Source organism: Arthrobacter agilis (assembly GCF_002953615.1).
GTDB lineage: Bacteria > Actinomycetota > Actinomycetes > Actinomycetales > Micrococcaceae > Arthrobacter_D > Arthrobacter_D agilis_B.
The window spans coordinates 462,679-476,688 of sequence record NZ_CP024915.1 but is presented as its reverse complement, the minus strand read 5'-3'; the positions used below and the strand labels follow the sequence as shown (position 1 = coordinate 476,688).

The window sequence follows — 14,010 nt, the reverse complement described above, 5'->3', positions numbered from 1 at the left end:
GCCGCACTGTACGACCTCCCCCGCCCCCGCCACGGTCGGCGCGGCGGGGTCGGCGGCGTCGTCGAGCCCGAGGACCGCGGTCATGGCGACGACGGCGGCGAGGCCGGTCCGGGTGGCGGCGTCGTCCCCGGCGGCCAGGGCGGTGTTGCCACTGCGCACGGTGGTGTGGAGGACCGCGAGGGCCTGGGGCACGTTGAGGTCGTCGTCCATCGCGGCGGCGAACTCCGGCGGCAGGCTTCCCGCGCTGACGGGTCCGCGCGCCGGTGCGCCGACGCGGGCGGATGCCTTGGCGATGAAGCCGTCGATCCGCGCCACCGCGGACGCCGCCTCCTGCAGCGAGGTCGCGCGGTAGTCGAGGACCGAGCGGTAGTGGGCCTGCCCGAGGTAGTAGCGGACCACGCGGGGGCCCGCCGCCTCGATCATCTCCCGGGGGCTGACGGTGTTGCCGATCGACTTCGACATCTTCTCGCCGCCGTACGTCACCATCCCGTTGTGCATCCAGAAGCGGGCGAAGGCGTGCCCGGCCGCCTGCGACTGGGCCATCTCGTTCTCGTGGTGGGGGAAGCGCAGGTCCAGGCCGCCGCCGTGGATGTCGAACTCCGTCCCGAGGTACTTCGTGACCATGCTCGAGCATTCGAGGTGCCACCCCGGCCGGCCGGTACCCCAGGGACTGGTCCACGACGCGGTCGCGGGATCGGTGTCCTTGGAACCCTTCCAGAGCGCGAAGTCGCGCGGATCCTTCTTGCCGCGCGGATCGGCGTCGGGCGCGGCCTGCATGTCGTCGATGTCCTGGCGCGTCAGACTGCCGTAGGCGGGCCAGGAGCGGACGTCGAAGTAGACGTCGCCCGACCCGTCCGGCGCCGGATAGGCATGACCGCGCTCGATCAGGAGCTGGATGAGTGCGTGCATCTCCGGGATGTGTCCGGTGGCGCGCGGCTCGTACGTGGGCGGTCGGACGCCGAGGGCCGCGTAGGCGCGGTGGAATTCCTGCTCGAACCGGTACGCGAGCGCCCACCACGGCTCCTCGGGCACCACCGAGGGGTCCTGCTCCGCGGCCCCCTCGCGGAACGAGTCCTCGGACTTGGCGAGGATCTTGTCGTCGATGTCCGTCACATTCCGCACGACGGTGACCCGCAGTCCGCGCGCCTCCAGCCAGCGCGTGAGCTGGTCGAAGGCGATCGCTGACCGCACGTGGCCCACGTGGGGCAGGCCCTGGACGGTGGCCCCGCAGTAGTAGAGACTCGCCCGGCCCGGTTCGAGGGGCTCGAAGGGGCGCACCTCGGCGCGGGCGGTGTCATAGAATCGCAGGCTCACCGGTCCAGATTACCCGGCGGGGGCGGTCAGGCTGCCGGTCCCGCCGGCGTCGGGCGGTGTGCGGAACGTACGACGACGGCGGTCGCGATGGCAGCGATGCCCTCTCCCCTGCCGGTCAGGCCCAGGCCGTCGGTGGTGGTGGCCGAGATGCTGACCGGTGCCTGCGCGGCATCCGACAGCGCCGCCTCCGCCTCTGCGCGTCGGGGGGAGAACTTGGGCCGGTTGCCGATGAGCTGCACCGCGATGTTGCCGATGTCGAAGCCCGCCTCCCTCACGATTCCCGCGGCGGCGGACAGCAGGGCATGTCCGGAGGCGCCTGCGTACTCCGGGCGATCCGTGCCGAAGTGGGTGCCGAGGTCCCCCACGCCCGCCGCGGAGAACAGCGCGTCGGCTGCCGCGTGGGCGACGGCGTCGCCGTCGGAATGACCCGACAGCCCCCGTTCCCCCTCCCAGAGCAGGCCGGCGAGCCAGAGCGGGGCGTCGTCGGACGCGAAGGCGTGGACGTCGACGCCGATCCCGGTCCGGGGAAGACGGTCGTGCTCACTCAGGTACATGTGCGCTCCTGTGCTGGGTCGGTGGGGCGGGGCGGGGAGTGCGTCCGGGGTCGGCCACCGGCAGCGCCGCGGTGTGCTGCGCGAGCACCGCCTCCGCGACCACGAGGTCGAGGGGCGTGGTGACCTTGAAGGCGAGGGCGTCGCCGTCGACGACGCGCACGGTGGTGCCCCCCGCCTCCATCAGCATGGCGTCGTCGGTGACCCCTGGGTCGCCCGCAGAGGGACCGGCATGCCCCGCGCGCAGGCGGTCGGCGGCGAAGCCCTGCGGGGTCTGCACGGCGCGCAGGGTGGCGCGATCCGGAGTCGCGGTGACGACGTCGCCCTCCACAGTCTTCACCGTGTCCACGACGGGCAGCACCGGGATCACCGCCGGTGCGCCGGCTCGGACAGCTGCGGCGACCCGCTGGAAGACCGCGGGCGGGGTCAGGGCACGGGCTGCGTCATGGACCAGGACGACGCCTACCGACGGCGGCAGGGCCTCGAGCCCTGCGCGCACGGACGCGGACCGCGTGGCGCCGCCGGTCACGGCCGAGATGCGCGGCCCGAAGTCCCCAGAGGCCTGCTGTGCGCGCGCGACGACGTCGGACAGCACGGTGTCGCCGGCGGGCAGGACCGCCACGACGACCGCTGCGACCCCCGACGCCACGACCGCTTCCAGGGAGTGCTGCAGGAGGGTGCGGCCACCGCAGAGGACGCGGGCCTTCGGGATGCCCTGCCCGAGGCGCTGACCCGAACCGGCGGCCACCACGATGACGCCCGTCGGGGCATCGGCGGCAGGAGGCACGTTGTTCTCGGACACTCCGTCACCCTATGACAGAGCAACAAAAAAGAGGGACCCGAAGGTCCCTCTTCCCGTGCGGTCCGACTCCTAGGAGGCGAGGACCTCGTCGAGAACGCTTGCCGCCTTCTCTTCGTCGGTCTTCTCCGCGAGTGCGAGTTCGGAGATCAGGATCTGGCGCGCTTTCGCGAGCATCCTCTTCTCCCCGGCCGAGAGCCCACGGTCGTGGTCGCGGCGCCAGAGGTCGCGGACGACCTCTGCCACCTTGATCACGTCGCCCGACGCGAGCTTCTCGAGGTTCGCCTTGTAGCGGCGCGACCAGTTGGTGGGCTCTTCCGTGAATTCGGCCCGCAGGACGTCGAACACATGCTCGAGCCCTTCCTTGCCCACCACGTCGCGAACCCCTACGAGGTCAACGTTCTCTGCTGGTACTTCTATCGTCAGATCACCCTGTGCCACCTTGAGCTTGAGATACATCTTCTCTTCGCCCTTGATGACGCGCATCTTGATCTCTTCGATCTTCGCTGCGCCGTGGTGAGGGTAAACAACTGTTTCGCCGACCTCAAAAACCATGTGGACTTTCCCCTTTCCCGCCAGTCAGTTTATCACGGCAACGACACGCCCGACCCCGCGTTTTCGCAGGTCAGGCCGCCGGAACAAGCCCATTTGGCTATGATTCGCCTCTTGACGGGACGTGCTTTTGGTGATCCTCCACGCGCGGGTGCGTCGAAACGGACACCACGGTTCGAGCCCGTTGCCGATAGTCTGTTGGATAGGTCCGCACCGGATTACGTCCCTGTCCCACCTGTTGAACCCCCAGGAGTTTGTGCTGTGAATTGTGCACCGAAGAACCGAGCGCAGCAGGCCGTTGCTGCCGGCGCCGTGCTGCTGATGCTGGGCGTCTCCGGCTGCAGCTTCACCGCGGACCAGTCGACGGCCGATCCGTACGCCGCGTCGGACGGCATCGTGAAGGATCTTGGCCCGGTTCTGCTGCGCAACATCCTGATCGTCGGCCGCGACGACGAGACCGCCGGCCGCCTCGTGGGCACCGTCTTCAACACGAGCGATGATCCGGTGGACCTGTCCATCCAGGCCGGCGGCGCCGCCACCAGCGTCACGATCGAGGGCCAGGGCCAGTTCACGTTCGAGGACGAGACCACGGACGACGCCACCCTCGAAGGCATCGAGGATCTCCCGGGGTCACTCGTCGACGTCGACTTCGATGTCGAGGGCGAGGAGGCGACCTTCGAGGTTCCCGTGCTCGACGGGACGCTGGAGGAGTACCGTGAATTCGTCCCCGGCGGCTACACGCCGCGGCCGAGCGAGCCCGCCGCCACCGAGGAAGCCGAAGAGGGCGAGTAGCCCTCCGCCCACTCCCGCAGACACGAATGCCCGCCTCCGATCGATCGGAGGCGGGCATTCGTGTCCGTGCCGCAGCACCGGGGCGTCAGGGTGCTGGCTCCCCGCCGGACCACGGGAGCCCCGCGCGGCTCAGGGCTCGTACTTGTAGCCGAGCCCTCGCACGGTGATGAGGTAGCGGGGGTTCGAGGGGTCGGGTTCGACCTTCCCGCGCAGCCGCTTGACGTGGACGTCGAGGGTCTTGGTGTCCCCCACGTAGTCGGAGCCCCAGACGCGATCGATGAGCTGGCCGCGCGTCAGGACCCTGCCGGAGTTCCGCAGCAGCATCTCGAGCAGCTCGAACTCCTTCAGGGGAAGCGCCACCTGTTCGCCGTCGACGCTGACCACGTGGCGCTCGATGTCCATGCGGACCGGTCCGGCCTGGATGGTGTTCGGGATCAGCTCCTCGGGCTCGCCCTGGCGCCGCAGGACCGCCCGGACGCGCGCCACCAGTTCCCTCGACGAGTACGGCTTGGTCACGTAGTCGTCGGCGCCGAGCTCCAGGCCCACCACCTTGTCGATCTCGGCGTCCTTCGCCGTGAGCATGATGACCGGGACGCTCGAGCGCTGGCGCAGCTGGCGGCACACCTCCGTCCCGGAGAGCCCCGGCAGCTGGAGGTCCAGCAGCACGAGGTCCGCACCGGTGCGGTCGAACTCGGTCACGGCGTCGAGGCCGTTGTCCACGACGGACACCTCGAAGCCTTCCTTGCCGAGGAGGTAGGACAGCGGGTCGCTGAACGACTCCTCGTCCTCGACGATCAGAATGCGGCTCAAGCCTTGACTCCCTGCTCATGGACAGCGGCGCTGTCCTTCTTCCCTGACGTCCTGTCCGGCCCCTGCGCGGCCCGGTCCGCAGCCGCCGCGGCGGCTCCACCCGGGACCGCGTCGCCGACCGCGTCGTCGGGGGTCCCCTCCATCTCCGGCAGGCGGACCGTGAAGGTACTGCCCTGGCCGGCCTGCGACCATACGGTCACCTCACCGCCGTGGTTGGACACGACGTGCTTGACGATGCTGAGGCCCAGGCCCGTGCCGCCCGTCTGCCGTGACCGTGCGGCGTCGATCCGGTAGAACCGTTCGAAGATGCGCTCCTGCTCCTCCGGCGTGATGCCCGAGCCCTGGTCCGTGACCGACACCTGGACCAGTCCGTCCCTGGCCCGGACCCCGACGCCGACCCTCGTGCCCTCGGGCGAGTAGCGGATGGCGTTGTCGATGAGGTTGCGGAAGGCCGTCATGAGGAGTTCGCGGTCGCCGTACACCGGCGTCGCCACGGAGCCGCCGACCACGATGTCGATCTGCTTGCTCTCGGCGGGCAGCTTGTTGCGGTCCACGGCCTCCGCGATCACCGAGTTGACGTCCACCGGCTTCCCGCGGCGCACGACGTCGGCGCCCTGCAGCCGGGAGAGCTCGATGATGTCCTGGACCAGCGCGGACAGGCGCCCGGACTCCTTGTGCATGCGCTGGGCGAAGCGCCGCACGGCGACCTCGTCCTCGGCGGCCTCGTCGATGGCCTCGGCCAGGAGGGAGATGGCACCCACGGGCGTCTTCAGTTCGTGCGAGACGTTCGCGACGAAGTCGTTGCGGATCTCCTCGCTGCGCGTGATCTCCGTGCGGTCGTCCGCGAGGATCAGGATGTACTCGGCGCCGAGGGCGGCGACGCGGACCTGGACCACGATGGTGCCCTGCCCCAGCGGCCCGCGGGGCAGCTCGAGCTGCTGCTGCTCGATCACGCCGTCGCGCCGCACGCGCGCCGTGAGGTCCAGCAGCTCCGAGTGGACCATGGTGTGTCCCCGGACCAGGCCGAACGCGTACGCGGCCGGGCTCGCGCGGACCACGCCGTCGATCGCGTCCACGATGACGTACGCGCGTCCGATGATCGAGAGGACCTCCGCGGCGCCGTCGGGCAGCGTGGGTTCGTCCTCGTAGAGGAGCCGGAGCCGCTGTGCCTCGCTCGCACGGAACGCCGCCATGCCGCTCACGCCGAGGGCGAGGCCGACCAGCCCGGCCACGAGCGTCAGGAGAAGGGGGTCCACGGACATAGCTTATGCGCTGTCCCCGGCGGTCCCGGCCGATCCGGTGGCAATAGATAAGGGGTTCAACTAACGTTCATCGGAAGCGGGGAAACAGTTCACCGCTGGCTGGAAGTGTCGTCGGCGGAACTGTGACAACGGTCGATTCGAACTTCCAGGGAAGGAAGCCCACGTGCGCAAGGTTTTTCAGGCCGAGCTACACCAGATCGGCGAGGAGCTGATCGAGATCTCGCAGCTGGTGTCCGAGGCCATCCAGAAGGCCAACAGCGCTTTCCAGGGTGCCGATACCGAGCTCGCGCAGGAGGTCATCGCCGCGGACGCGCGGATCGACTTCCTCCAGAACTCCCTCGACGAGCGTGCGATCGACGTCCTCGCACTCCAGGGGCCGGTGGCGTCCGACCTCCGCATGATCGTCGGTGCCCTGCGGATGAGCGCATCGCTCGAGCGCATGGGCGACCTCGCCCGCCACGTGGCGCAGCTCGCCCGGCTGCGCTTCCCCGCGAACGTCATCCCCGAGGGGATCCGGCCCACGTTCGACGAGCTCGCCGAGCTGGACGTGCAGATCGCTGCCAAGGTCACCGAACTCCTGGAGACCCGCAACCTCGAGCTGAGCAACGAGATCAATGCCGCCAATGCCCGCGTGAACGAGCTGCACGCCAGCGTCTTCAAGGCCGTCGCCGCGGAGGACTGGAACGAGAGCGCGCCCACGACCGTCGACGTCACGCTCGCGAGCCGCTACTACGAGCGCTTCGCGGACCACGGCGTCTCGGTGGCCCGCAAGGTCGCCTACCTCGTCACGGGCGAGTGGCAGCCCAGCGCACCGCTGAGCTGATCCACCGGGCCGGGAGGCCCGGACAGGACGAGAACGACGGCGGCCCCCGCGGGGACCGCCGTCGTTCCTGTCCGGGCGCCGGGACTAGTGCTTGCCCTGGTTCGCGACGGCCTCGATGGCCGCGGCTGCGGCATCGGCGTCGAGGTAGGTGCCACCGGCCTTCACGGGCTTGAGGTCCTCGTCGAGCTCGTACACGAGGGGGATCCCGGTGGGGATGTTCAGCGCGGCGATGTCCTTGTCGCTGATGCCGTCGAGGTGCTTCACGAGGGCGCGCAGCGAGTTGCCGTGGGCGGCGATCAGGACGGTCCTGCCGGCCCGGATGTCCACCGTGATGTCGGACTCCCAGTACGGCAGGAAGCGCTCGAGGACGTCCTTGAGGCACTCCGTGCGGGGGACGTCGTCACCGAGGTCCGCGTAGCGCGGGTCGTTCGCCTGCGAGTACTCGCTGGCGTCGTCGAGGGGCGGCGGCGGGGTGTCGTAGGACCGGCGCCACTCCATGAACTGCTGCTCGCCGTACTCCGCGAGGGTCTGGGCCTTGTCCTTGCCCTGCAGCGCGCCGTAGTGGCGCTCGTTGAGGCGCCAGTTGCGCTTGACGTCGATCCAGCTGCGGTCGGCGGCCTCGAGCGCGAGATTCGCGGTGATGATCGCGCGCTTCTGCCGGGACGTGTAGACGATGTCGGGGAGGATGCCGGCCTCCGTCAGCAGGTGGCCGCCGCGGGTGGCCTCCTCGCGGCCCTTCTCCGTCAGGGCCACGTCCACCCAGCCGGTGAAGAGGTTCTTCTCGTTCCATTCGCTCTGCCCGTGGCGCAGCAGGATCAGTGTGTAGGTCATGCGTCCTAGTCTGCCGTATCGCGCTGCACGGGTCATGCCGGAGGCGGCCTGTTCCGCCCAGTGTTAAGCGGGTGTCCTACCCTTGATGAGTGCCCCCGCGTCCCCGTTCCCCGAAGCCCCTCGGGACCATCACGCGCGGCACCACGAACCCCAACCGCCTGCGCCGCGTGGACCGCTGGCTCGCCGGCCCCGAGGCGTACCGCCTCCGCCGTGCGGTCGATCCGCTCGTCGTCGACCTCGGGTACGGAGCGGCTCCGGTCACCGCCGTCGAACTGTTCACGCGCCTGCGGGCCGTACGCGACGACGTCGAGGTGGTCGGGATCGAGATCGATCCGGCACGCGTGGCGGCGGCGGCACCCCTCGCCCGCCCGGGCCTGGCCTTCCGGCAGGGCGGGTTCGAACTGCCGCTCGACGGGCGGCGGCCCGTTCTCGTGCGTGCCTTCAACGTGCTGCGGCAGTACGGCGAGGAGGAGTACGCGGCCTACTGGGACGAGGTGCGCTCCCGACTGGCGCCGGGCGGGCTGTTCGTCGACGGGACGTGCGACGAGATCGGGCGCCGGTCGACGTGGGCGGCTCTCGATCCGGAGGGACCGGTGTCGCTGAGCATCTCGCTCCGGTTCGGTGCCTTCACGCTCCCGTCCGATGTGGCGGAACGTCTCCCGAAGGCGCTGATCCACCGGAACGTCGAGGGCGAACGCGTCCACGGCTACCTGCGCGCCCTGGACAGGGCCTGGCTCGATGCCGCAGCGCTCGCATCGTTCGGGAACCGGCAGCGGTGGGTCGAGACGTGCCGTGCGGTGAAGGGCGACGGGTGGCCGCTGCTGGGCGACGCGTCACGCTGGCGGCTGGGTGAGGTGACCGTGGCCTGGAGCGCGGTCGCGCCCGGCTAGCGGCGGCCTACCAGGGCCCGTACGGTCCCTGGTTCCCGCCGCGGCCCGAGGTCTGGCTCACGGCGGGCTTCACATCCGCGAGGTAGACGCAGGCGGCGACGATGGCGACCAGCTGGAAGAGGTTGAAGCCGCCGCGGCCGCCGAGGGCCGACAGCAGTCCGACGACCACGGCACCACCGGTGAGGGCGAGCCAGAAACCCTTGGTCCGCTTGAACGCCGCCTCGAAGGACGTCCCGGGACGCCTGATGCAGTCGGAGAAGGCCCACACCTCGATCCCCAGCGCCACGAGGCCGAGCGCGAGGTACAGGTAGTACTGGATGCCGTATACGAGAGCCACGCAGTCAGCTTAGCTGGCCTGCACTCCGAGGTGCGCCGGGACGCCGCCCGGCGTGCCCGCGGCGGCCTGCAGGATCAGAGACCGCCGTCCCGCCTGCCCGCTGCACGGCGGAGCGCCTGCTCGAGGTCCGCCCACAGGTCGTCGGGGTTCTCGATACCGACCGACAGGCGCACGAGCGATTCCGGGACGGTGACCGGTTCGGCGGGCTGGCGCCGTCGCCGTTCGACCAGCGACTCCACGCCGCCGAGCGAGGTCGCGGGCAGCCAGAGTTGCACCGCCGAGACCAGGGCGTCGGCCGTGGCGACGTCCTCGAGCTCGATGCTGACGATGCCGCCGAAGCCGTTGAACTGGGCGGCAGCGCGCTCGTGGCCCGGGTCCGTCGGCAGCCCCGGGTAGCGCACACGGCGCACGGCGGGATGGTCGGCGAGCCGGTGCGCGAGCGACGCGGCCGTGGACTGGCTCCGCTCCATCCGCAGTGCGAGCGTGCGCAGTCCGCGCAGGGCGAGCCAGACCTCGAACGGCCCGGCGATGGCGCCGTGCAGGGTGCGGTGCGCCAGGAGCCGCGCGCGCAGATCCGCCTCCGAGGTGACGAGTGCACCGAGGACGACGTCGGAGTGGCCGGCCAGCCACTTGGTGACGGAGTGGAGGACGACGTCGACGCCGGCTTCGAGCGGCCGGTGGACGATGGGCGTGTTGAAGGTGTTGTCCGCGACGACGACGGCGCCGATCGCATGGGCGGCATCCGTCAGGACGGACAGCTCCGCGACCTCGAGCATCGGGTTCGTGGGGCTCTCGAGCCAGAGCATGACCTGACCGGCGTCGAACCGCCCGGCGAGCGCGTCGAGGAGTGCGAGGACCGCCGCGGTGTCGGCGATGTCGACGGCGTGCAGCTCGAAGCGGCCCTGCGCGGCCAGGTCCGCGGCGAGGCTGATCGAGCCGGCGTAGGCGTGGCGGGGCATGACGACGGCTCCCCCGGTGGGCACGAGGGACAGCGCGGCGGCGGCCGCCCCGAGACCCGAGCCGAAGACGAGGGCGGGGAGGTCCGCCCCCTCGAGCGCGCCCAGCGCCTCCTCGAAGGGGTCCCAGGTGGGGTTGGAGCCGCGCGCGTAGATGCGGTCGCCCGCCTCCGGTGCGCGCGTCTCGTGGTACGTCGTCGAGAGGACGATCGGTGCGTTGACGGGCGAGTCGTGCTCGCGGGGAGGACGTCCTGCCGCGACGGTGAGGGTGTCCGGGGCCAGGTCCGTGAGCTCGAGTGCCATTCCACGAGCCTAGCGCCGGGTCCGTGGGACCGGCACGTGCCGGGCGAGTGTTACCGCGGATAAACGTCCTCCGCACTCGGTAGGCTTGGCGCGTGACCTTTCCCCTCCCGCACGGGCTTCCCGGGCTCTTCCTCGCGCTCGAGGGCGGTGACGGCGCCGGCAAGTCCACCCAGGCGGCGATGCTCTGCCGGGCGCTCGCGGACAGCGGCCGCACGGTCGTGCGCACCCGCGAACCGGGCGGCACCGTCATCGGCGAGAAACTGCGGTCCCTCGTCCTCGAGCACGGGCACGGCGAGATCGACGCGCGGACGGAGGCCCTCCTGTTTGCGGCGTCCCGTGCCGCGCACGTGCAGCAGGTGATCGTGCCGGCCCTGGAGCGCGGCGACGTCGTCGTGTGCGACCGCTACGTCGACTCCTCCGTCGCCTATCAGGGGGCGGGACGCGGCCTCGGGGCACAGGCCGTGCTCGACGTGAACCTCTGGGCCACGGACGGCCTCCGCCCCGACCTGACGGTGCTGCTCGACGTCGACCCCGCAGAGGGCCGCAGCCGCCGTACTGCCGGCGCCGCCGCGGAGGACCGGCTCGAGTCCGAGCCCGACGGTTTCCACGCCGGCATCCGGTCCGCGTTCCTGGACCTCGCCCGGCAGGAGCCCGGACGCTATCTCGTGCTGGCCGCGTCCGACACGCCCGAGGAACTCCACCGGGCGATCCTTGGAGCGCTGCCCCGGGTAGCGGCATGAGCACCATCGGGCACAGCCTCCCGGCGACCGGCGTGTGGGCCGAGCTGCGCGGACAGGAACAGGTGGTCGAGCAGCTGCGTCGGGCCGCCGAGTCCGGCGCACCGACCCACGCCTGGCTGTTCACGGGACCGCCCGGCTCCGGCCGGTCGAACGCCGCCCGGGCCTTCGCGGCCGCGCTGCTCTGCGACCGCGAGTCGCTGGGCGACCGCGGCTGCGGCACCTGCAAGGCGTGCCGTACGGTCCTCTCGGGAACGCACGCCGACCTCACGAACGTCACCACCGAGAAGGTGACGATCAGCATCGACGAGGCGCGCGAACTCGTCCGCAAGGCCCAGGACAAGCCGTCCACAGGCCGCTGGCGGATCATCATCGTCGAGGACGCCGACCGCATGCAGGAGCGCAGCACCAACGTGCTGCTCAAGGCCATCGAGGAGCCGCCCCCGCGGACCATCTGGCTGCTCTGCGCCCCCAGTCCCGGCGACGTCCTCGTCACCATCCGGTCGCGCTGCCGGTCCGTGGGACTCCGTCTGCCGCCCGTGCAGGACGTCGCGGACCTGCTCGTGGCACGCGACGGCATCGACCCCGCCACGGCGGAAGCGGCCGCCCGGGCCGCGCAGAGCCACGTCGGGGTGGCGAAGAGGCTCGCGACCGACGACGGCGCGCGGGAACGACGCAACCAGATCGTCCGGCTGCCGCTGACGCTGCGCTCCGTCGCCGGAGCCATGCGTGCCGCGGCGGATCTCGTGAAACTCGCCGAGGCGGAGGCGCAGAGCTCCTTCGAGCAGCGCGACGCCGAGGAGCGGGCCGCACTGCTCGCCACCCTCGGGGCACCGGAGACCGGCACCCTGCCGCCGTCCATGCGGGCACAGATCAAGCGCCTCGAGGAGGACCAGACCCGGCGCGCCAAGCGTTCCAAGAACGACTACTTCGACCGCGCCCTGACGGATCTCATCTCCTTCTACCGGGACGTGCTCATGCTGCAGCTCTCCAGCGGGCAATCGCTCGTCAACGAGCCCCTGCGACCCGAACTCGAGGAGTTCGCCCGCAGGGAGAGCTCCGAGGACACCCTCCTGCGGCTCGAAGCCATCAACGAGGTCCGCACACGCCTCGTCAGCACCAATGTGTCCCCGCTCCTCGCGATCGAAGCCATGACCGTGAGCCTCCTGTCCCGGAAGGACCTCGACCGATGACCCTCGGACCGCTCGACTCCCCCGACCGCACACCGCGCCGTCGGAGCATGGCCTTCCTCGCGGCGTCCGCCGCCGTCGTGCTCGGGCTCTCCGGCTGCACGCTGTTCTCCCCCTCGGGGAAGGAAGCGCCCGCGACCGGCGTGGAGACGGCCGATCCCGCCGCGATCGGCGAGGTGGACGAGGACCTCCGCGACTTCTACACGCAGGAAGTGCAGTGGAAGGGCTGCGAGGGATCCTTCTCGTGCGCCACCATCGAGGTCCCGCTGGACTACAGCGACCCCGGCCGCAGCAGCATCGAGATCGCCGCCATCCGCTCGGATGCGACGGGCGAGGCTCAGGGGACCGTCCTGGTCAATCCCGGCGGGCCCGGCGGCTCCGGCTTCAACATCGTCAGGGACTCGCTCGACTACGTCACGAGTGAGCGACTGCGCGAGGACTTCGACGTCCTCGGCTTCGACCCCCGCGGAGTGAACCGGTCCAGTGCTGTGAAGTGCTACACCGACGCGGAGCTCGACGAGGCGCGGCAGGAGAGCTACCCCGTGGACGCCTCCGAGGAGGAGCTGCTGGCGCTCATGACGGCCGACGCGGAGGAGTACGCCGGCCTGTGCGCCCAGCGCACCGGGGAACTGCTCGGCTTCGTGGACACGGAATCGGCGGCCCGCGACATGGACATCCTGCGCGCCGTGGTCAGCGACGAGAAGCTGAACTACCTCGGGTTCTCCTACGGGACGCAGCTGGGGGCGACCTACGCCGATCTCTTCCCCGAGCGGGCGGGCCGGCTCGTCCTCGACGGGGCGATCGACCCGTCCCTGAGCAACGAGAACATCACGCTCGGCCAGGCGAGCGGGTTCGAGAACGCCCTCCGCGCCTACGTCGCCGATTGCCAGCAGGGCGCCGACTGCCCCTATCCGGGCACGGTCGACGACGGCGTGGCCCGGATCCGGGACCTCTTCGCCGCGGTCGAACGCGAGCCGTCGCGGGCCGAGGACGGACGGCTGGTCCCGATCAGCACGTTCGTCCAGGGGTTCATCCTGCCGCTCTACGACAACGGGAACTGGCCCACCCTGACGCAGGCCGTGGCCTCGGCCCTGGCGGGTGACATGAACGCCATGCTGCGCCTCGCCGATCTCTCGGCGGAGCGCCGGCCGGACGGGACCTACGCCACGAATTCGACGGCGGCGTTCCTCGCCGTGAACTGCCTCGACTACCCGATGACGAGCGATCCGGCGCAGATGCGGGCCGACGAGCAGGAGCTCGTGGCGGCGTCGCCGACGTTCGGCCGGTTCCTCGCCTACGGCGGCGTGCTGTGCGCGCCGTGGGCGTATCCGCCGGTGCTGGGCCCGGCCCCCCTGCAGGCCGACGGCGCCGACCCGATCGTGGTCATCGGCACCACCGGTGATCCGGCCACGCCGTACGCCTGGTCCACGGCGCTGGCGGACCAGCTCGAGTCCGGTGTGCACGTGACCTGGCAGGGTGAGGGGCACACCGCCTACGGCCGGTCCAACGACTGCATCCGGGACACCGTCGATTCCTACTTCATCGACGGGACGGTGCCGGAGGACGGGACCCGCTGCTGAGGGCCGGCTCCGGGACCTCGCGCCCATTTTGACCCCGGGCCGGAACCTCCTATAAAGTTGGGGCTTGTGGATCGGCCCCGGGCATCGCCCGGACCGGGAAGCATTGCCTCCTTAGCTCAGTCGGTAGAGCGTCTCACTCGTAATGAGAAGGTCGCCAGTTCGACTCTGGCAGGAGGCTCCACGTAAGCCCCGGACGGTACGCCGCCGGGGCTTTTCCGTGCGTCCGCTCCCCCGAGACACGGCAGTGGCGGGCGCCCCCGGCACCCCCCCCCGCCCGCGGGCG

15 protein-coding genes and 1 tRNA gene are annotated in these 14,010 nt (G+C 70.8%); 7 read left to right on the top strand and 9 right to left on the bottom strand.

Features of this window, described 5'->3' with window-relative positions:
* The 4 genes from cysS to CVO76_RS02330 all read right to left on the bottom strand — a co-directional run.
* Positions 1-1,314 (bottom strand): cysteine--tRNA ligase (gene cysS, locus CVO76_RS02345; RefSeq protein WP_208740540.1); only part of this gene is annotated, 1,314 nt, incomplete at its 3' end.
* Between the two features lie 26 nt (positions 1,315-1,340).
* Positions 1,341-1,868: a 2-C-methyl-D-erythritol 2,4-cyclodiphosphate synthase gene (gene ispF / locus CVO76_RS02340; RefSeq protein ID WP_133080430.1), complete on the bottom strand. Its 528-nt coding sequence runs from the start codon at positions 1,866-1,868 to the stop codon at positions 1,341-1,343.
* Positions 1,855-2,667, bottom strand: a complete 813-nt coding sequence (gene ispD, locus CVO76_RS02335) for a 2-C-methyl-D-erythritol 4-phosphate cytidylyltransferase (RefSeq protein ID WP_244186158.1) — start codon at positions 2,665-2,667, stop codon at positions 1,855-1,857. Before ispD ends, ispF begins: the two co-directional genes overlap by 14 nt.
* A 69-nt stretch (positions 2,668-2,736) precedes the next feature.
* Positions 2,737-3,219, bottom strand: a complete 483-nt coding sequence (locus tag CVO76_RS02330; protein ID WP_028280415.1) for a CarD family transcriptional regulator — start codon at positions 3,217-3,219, stop codon at positions 2,737-2,739.
* Between the two features lie 258 nt (positions 3,220-3,477).
* On the opposite strand from CVO76_RS02330, the gene CVO76_RS02325 reads away from it, so the two are divergent.
* Positions 3,478-4,008, top strand: a complete 531-nt coding sequence (locus CVO76_RS02325; protein WP_133080429.1) for a hypothetical protein — start codon at positions 3,478-3,480, stop codon at positions 4,006-4,008.
* A 129-nt stretch (positions 4,009-4,137) separates the two neighbouring features.
* Here CVO76_RS02325 and CVO76_RS02320 read toward each other — a convergent pair whose 3' ends face one another.
* Positions 4,138-4,818 carry a response regulator transcription factor gene (locus CVO76_RS02320; RefSeq protein ID WP_133080428.1) on the bottom strand — a complete coding sequence of 227 codons (681 nt, stop codon included), beginning with the start codon at positions 4,816-4,818 and terminating at the stop codon, positions 4,138-4,140.
* A complete protein-coding gene (locus tag CVO76_RS02315) occupies positions 4,815-6,080 on the bottom strand; it encodes a sensor histidine kinase (RefSeq protein ID WP_208740539.1) in 1,266 nt (421 codons plus the stop codon). Before CVO76_RS02315 ends, CVO76_RS02320 begins: the two co-directional genes overlap by 4 nt.
* Positions 6,081-6,243: 163 nt before the next feature.
* On the opposite strand from CVO76_RS02315, the gene phoU reads away from it, so the two are divergent.
* A complete protein-coding gene (gene phoU / locus CVO76_RS02310) occupies positions 6,244-6,903 on the top strand; it encodes a phosphate signaling complex protein PhoU (protein ID WP_133080426.1) in 660 nt (219 codons plus the stop codon).
* Positions 6,904-6,987: 84 nt separating this feature from the next.
* Here the strand turns inward: phoU and CVO76_RS02305 are convergent, their stop codons facing one another.
* Positions 6,988-7,734, bottom strand: a complete 747-nt coding sequence (locus tag CVO76_RS02305; RefSeq protein ID WP_208740538.1) for a phosphoglyceromutase — start codon at positions 7,732-7,734, stop codon at positions 6,988-6,990.
* Positions 7,735-7,823: 89 nt separating this feature from the next.
* On the opposite strand from CVO76_RS02305, the gene CVO76_RS02300 reads away from it, so the two are divergent.
* The gene (locus CVO76_RS02300) at positions 7,824-8,624 is read left to right on the top strand and encodes a class I SAM-dependent methyltransferase (RefSeq protein WP_208740537.1); all 801 of its coding nucleotides are present in this window, start codon (positions 7,824-7,826) and stop codon (positions 8,622-8,624) included.
* Positions 8,625-8,631: 7 nt separating this feature from the next.
* On the opposite strand, the gene CVO76_RS02295 is transcribed toward CVO76_RS02300, so the two are convergent.
* Both CVO76_RS02295 and CVO76_RS02290 read right to left on the bottom strand, forming a co-directional pair.
* Positions 8,632-8,961 (bottom strand): DUF2516 family protein, encoded by a 330-nt coding sequence (locus CVO76_RS02295; RefSeq protein WP_133080423.1) that lies wholly within the window; start codon positions 8,959-8,961, stop codon positions 8,632-8,634.
* 74 nt (positions 8,962-9,035) lie between these two features.
* The gene (locus CVO76_RS02290) at positions 9,036-10,220 is read right to left on the bottom strand and encodes a trans-sulfuration enzyme family protein (protein WP_208740536.1); all 1,185 of its coding nucleotides are present in this window, start codon (positions 10,218-10,220) and stop codon (positions 9,036-9,038) included.
* A gap of 92 nt (positions 10,221-10,312) precedes the next feature.
* On the opposite strand from CVO76_RS02290, the gene tmk reads away from it, so the two are divergent.
* From tmk to CVO76_RS02270, 4 genes are all read left to right on the top strand, one after another.
* Positions 10,313-10,960 carry a dTMP kinase gene (gene tmk / locus CVO76_RS02285; RefSeq protein ID WP_208740535.1) on the top strand — a complete coding sequence of 216 codons (648 nt, stop codon included), beginning with the start codon at positions 10,313-10,315 and terminating at the stop codon, positions 10,958-10,960.
* Positions 10,957-12,150 (top strand): DNA polymerase III subunit delta', encoded by a 1,194-nt coding sequence (locus CVO76_RS02280; protein ID WP_133080420.1) that lies wholly within the window; start codon positions 10,957-10,959, stop codon positions 12,148-12,150. The genes tmk and CVO76_RS02280 overlap by 4 nt, the downstream gene beginning before the upstream one ends.
* The gene (locus CVO76_RS02275) at positions 12,147-13,727 is read left to right on the top strand and encodes an alpha/beta hydrolase (protein WP_208740534.1); all 1,581 of its coding nucleotides are present in this window, start codon (positions 12,147-12,149) and stop codon (positions 13,725-13,727) included. Before CVO76_RS02280 ends, CVO76_RS02275 begins: the two co-directional genes overlap by 4 nt.
* Before the next feature lie 105 nt (positions 13,728-13,832).
* A tRNA-Thr gene (locus CVO76_RS02270) sits at positions 13,833-13,908 on the top strand.
* The last annotated feature ends 102 nt before the right edge of the window (positions 13,909-14,010 follow it).

Bases quoted from the DNA above. Each gene is read 5' to 3' on its own strand.
- ispF (WP_133080430.1), bottom strand. From the start codon at position 1,868: ATGTACCTGAGTGAGCACGACCGTCTTCCCCGGACCGGGATCGGCGTC.
- CVO76_RS02330 (WP_028280415.1), bottom strand. From the start codon at position 3,219: ATGGTTTTTGAGGTCGGCGAAACAGTTGTTTACCCTCACCACGGCGCA.
- CVO76_RS02315 (WP_208740539.1), bottom strand. From the start codon at position 6,080: ATGTCCGTGGACCCCCTTCTCCTGACGCTCGTGGCCGGGCTGGTCGGC.
- CVO76_RS02305 (WP_208740538.1), bottom strand. From the start codon at position 7,734: ATGACCTACACACTGATCCTGCTGCGCCACGGGCAGAGCGAATGGAAC.
- CVO76_RS02290 (WP_208740536.1), bottom strand. From the start codon at position 10,220: ATGGCACTCGAGCTCACGGACCTGGCCCCGGACACCCTCACCGTCGCG.
- CVO76_RS02280 (WP_133080420.1), top strand. From the start codon at position 10,957: ATGAGCACCATCGGGCACAGCCTCCCGGCGACCGGCGTGTGGGCCGAG.
- CVO76_RS02275 (WP_208740534.1), top strand. From the start codon at position 12,147: ATGACCCTCGGACCGCTCGACTCCCCCGACCGCACACCGCGCCGTCGG.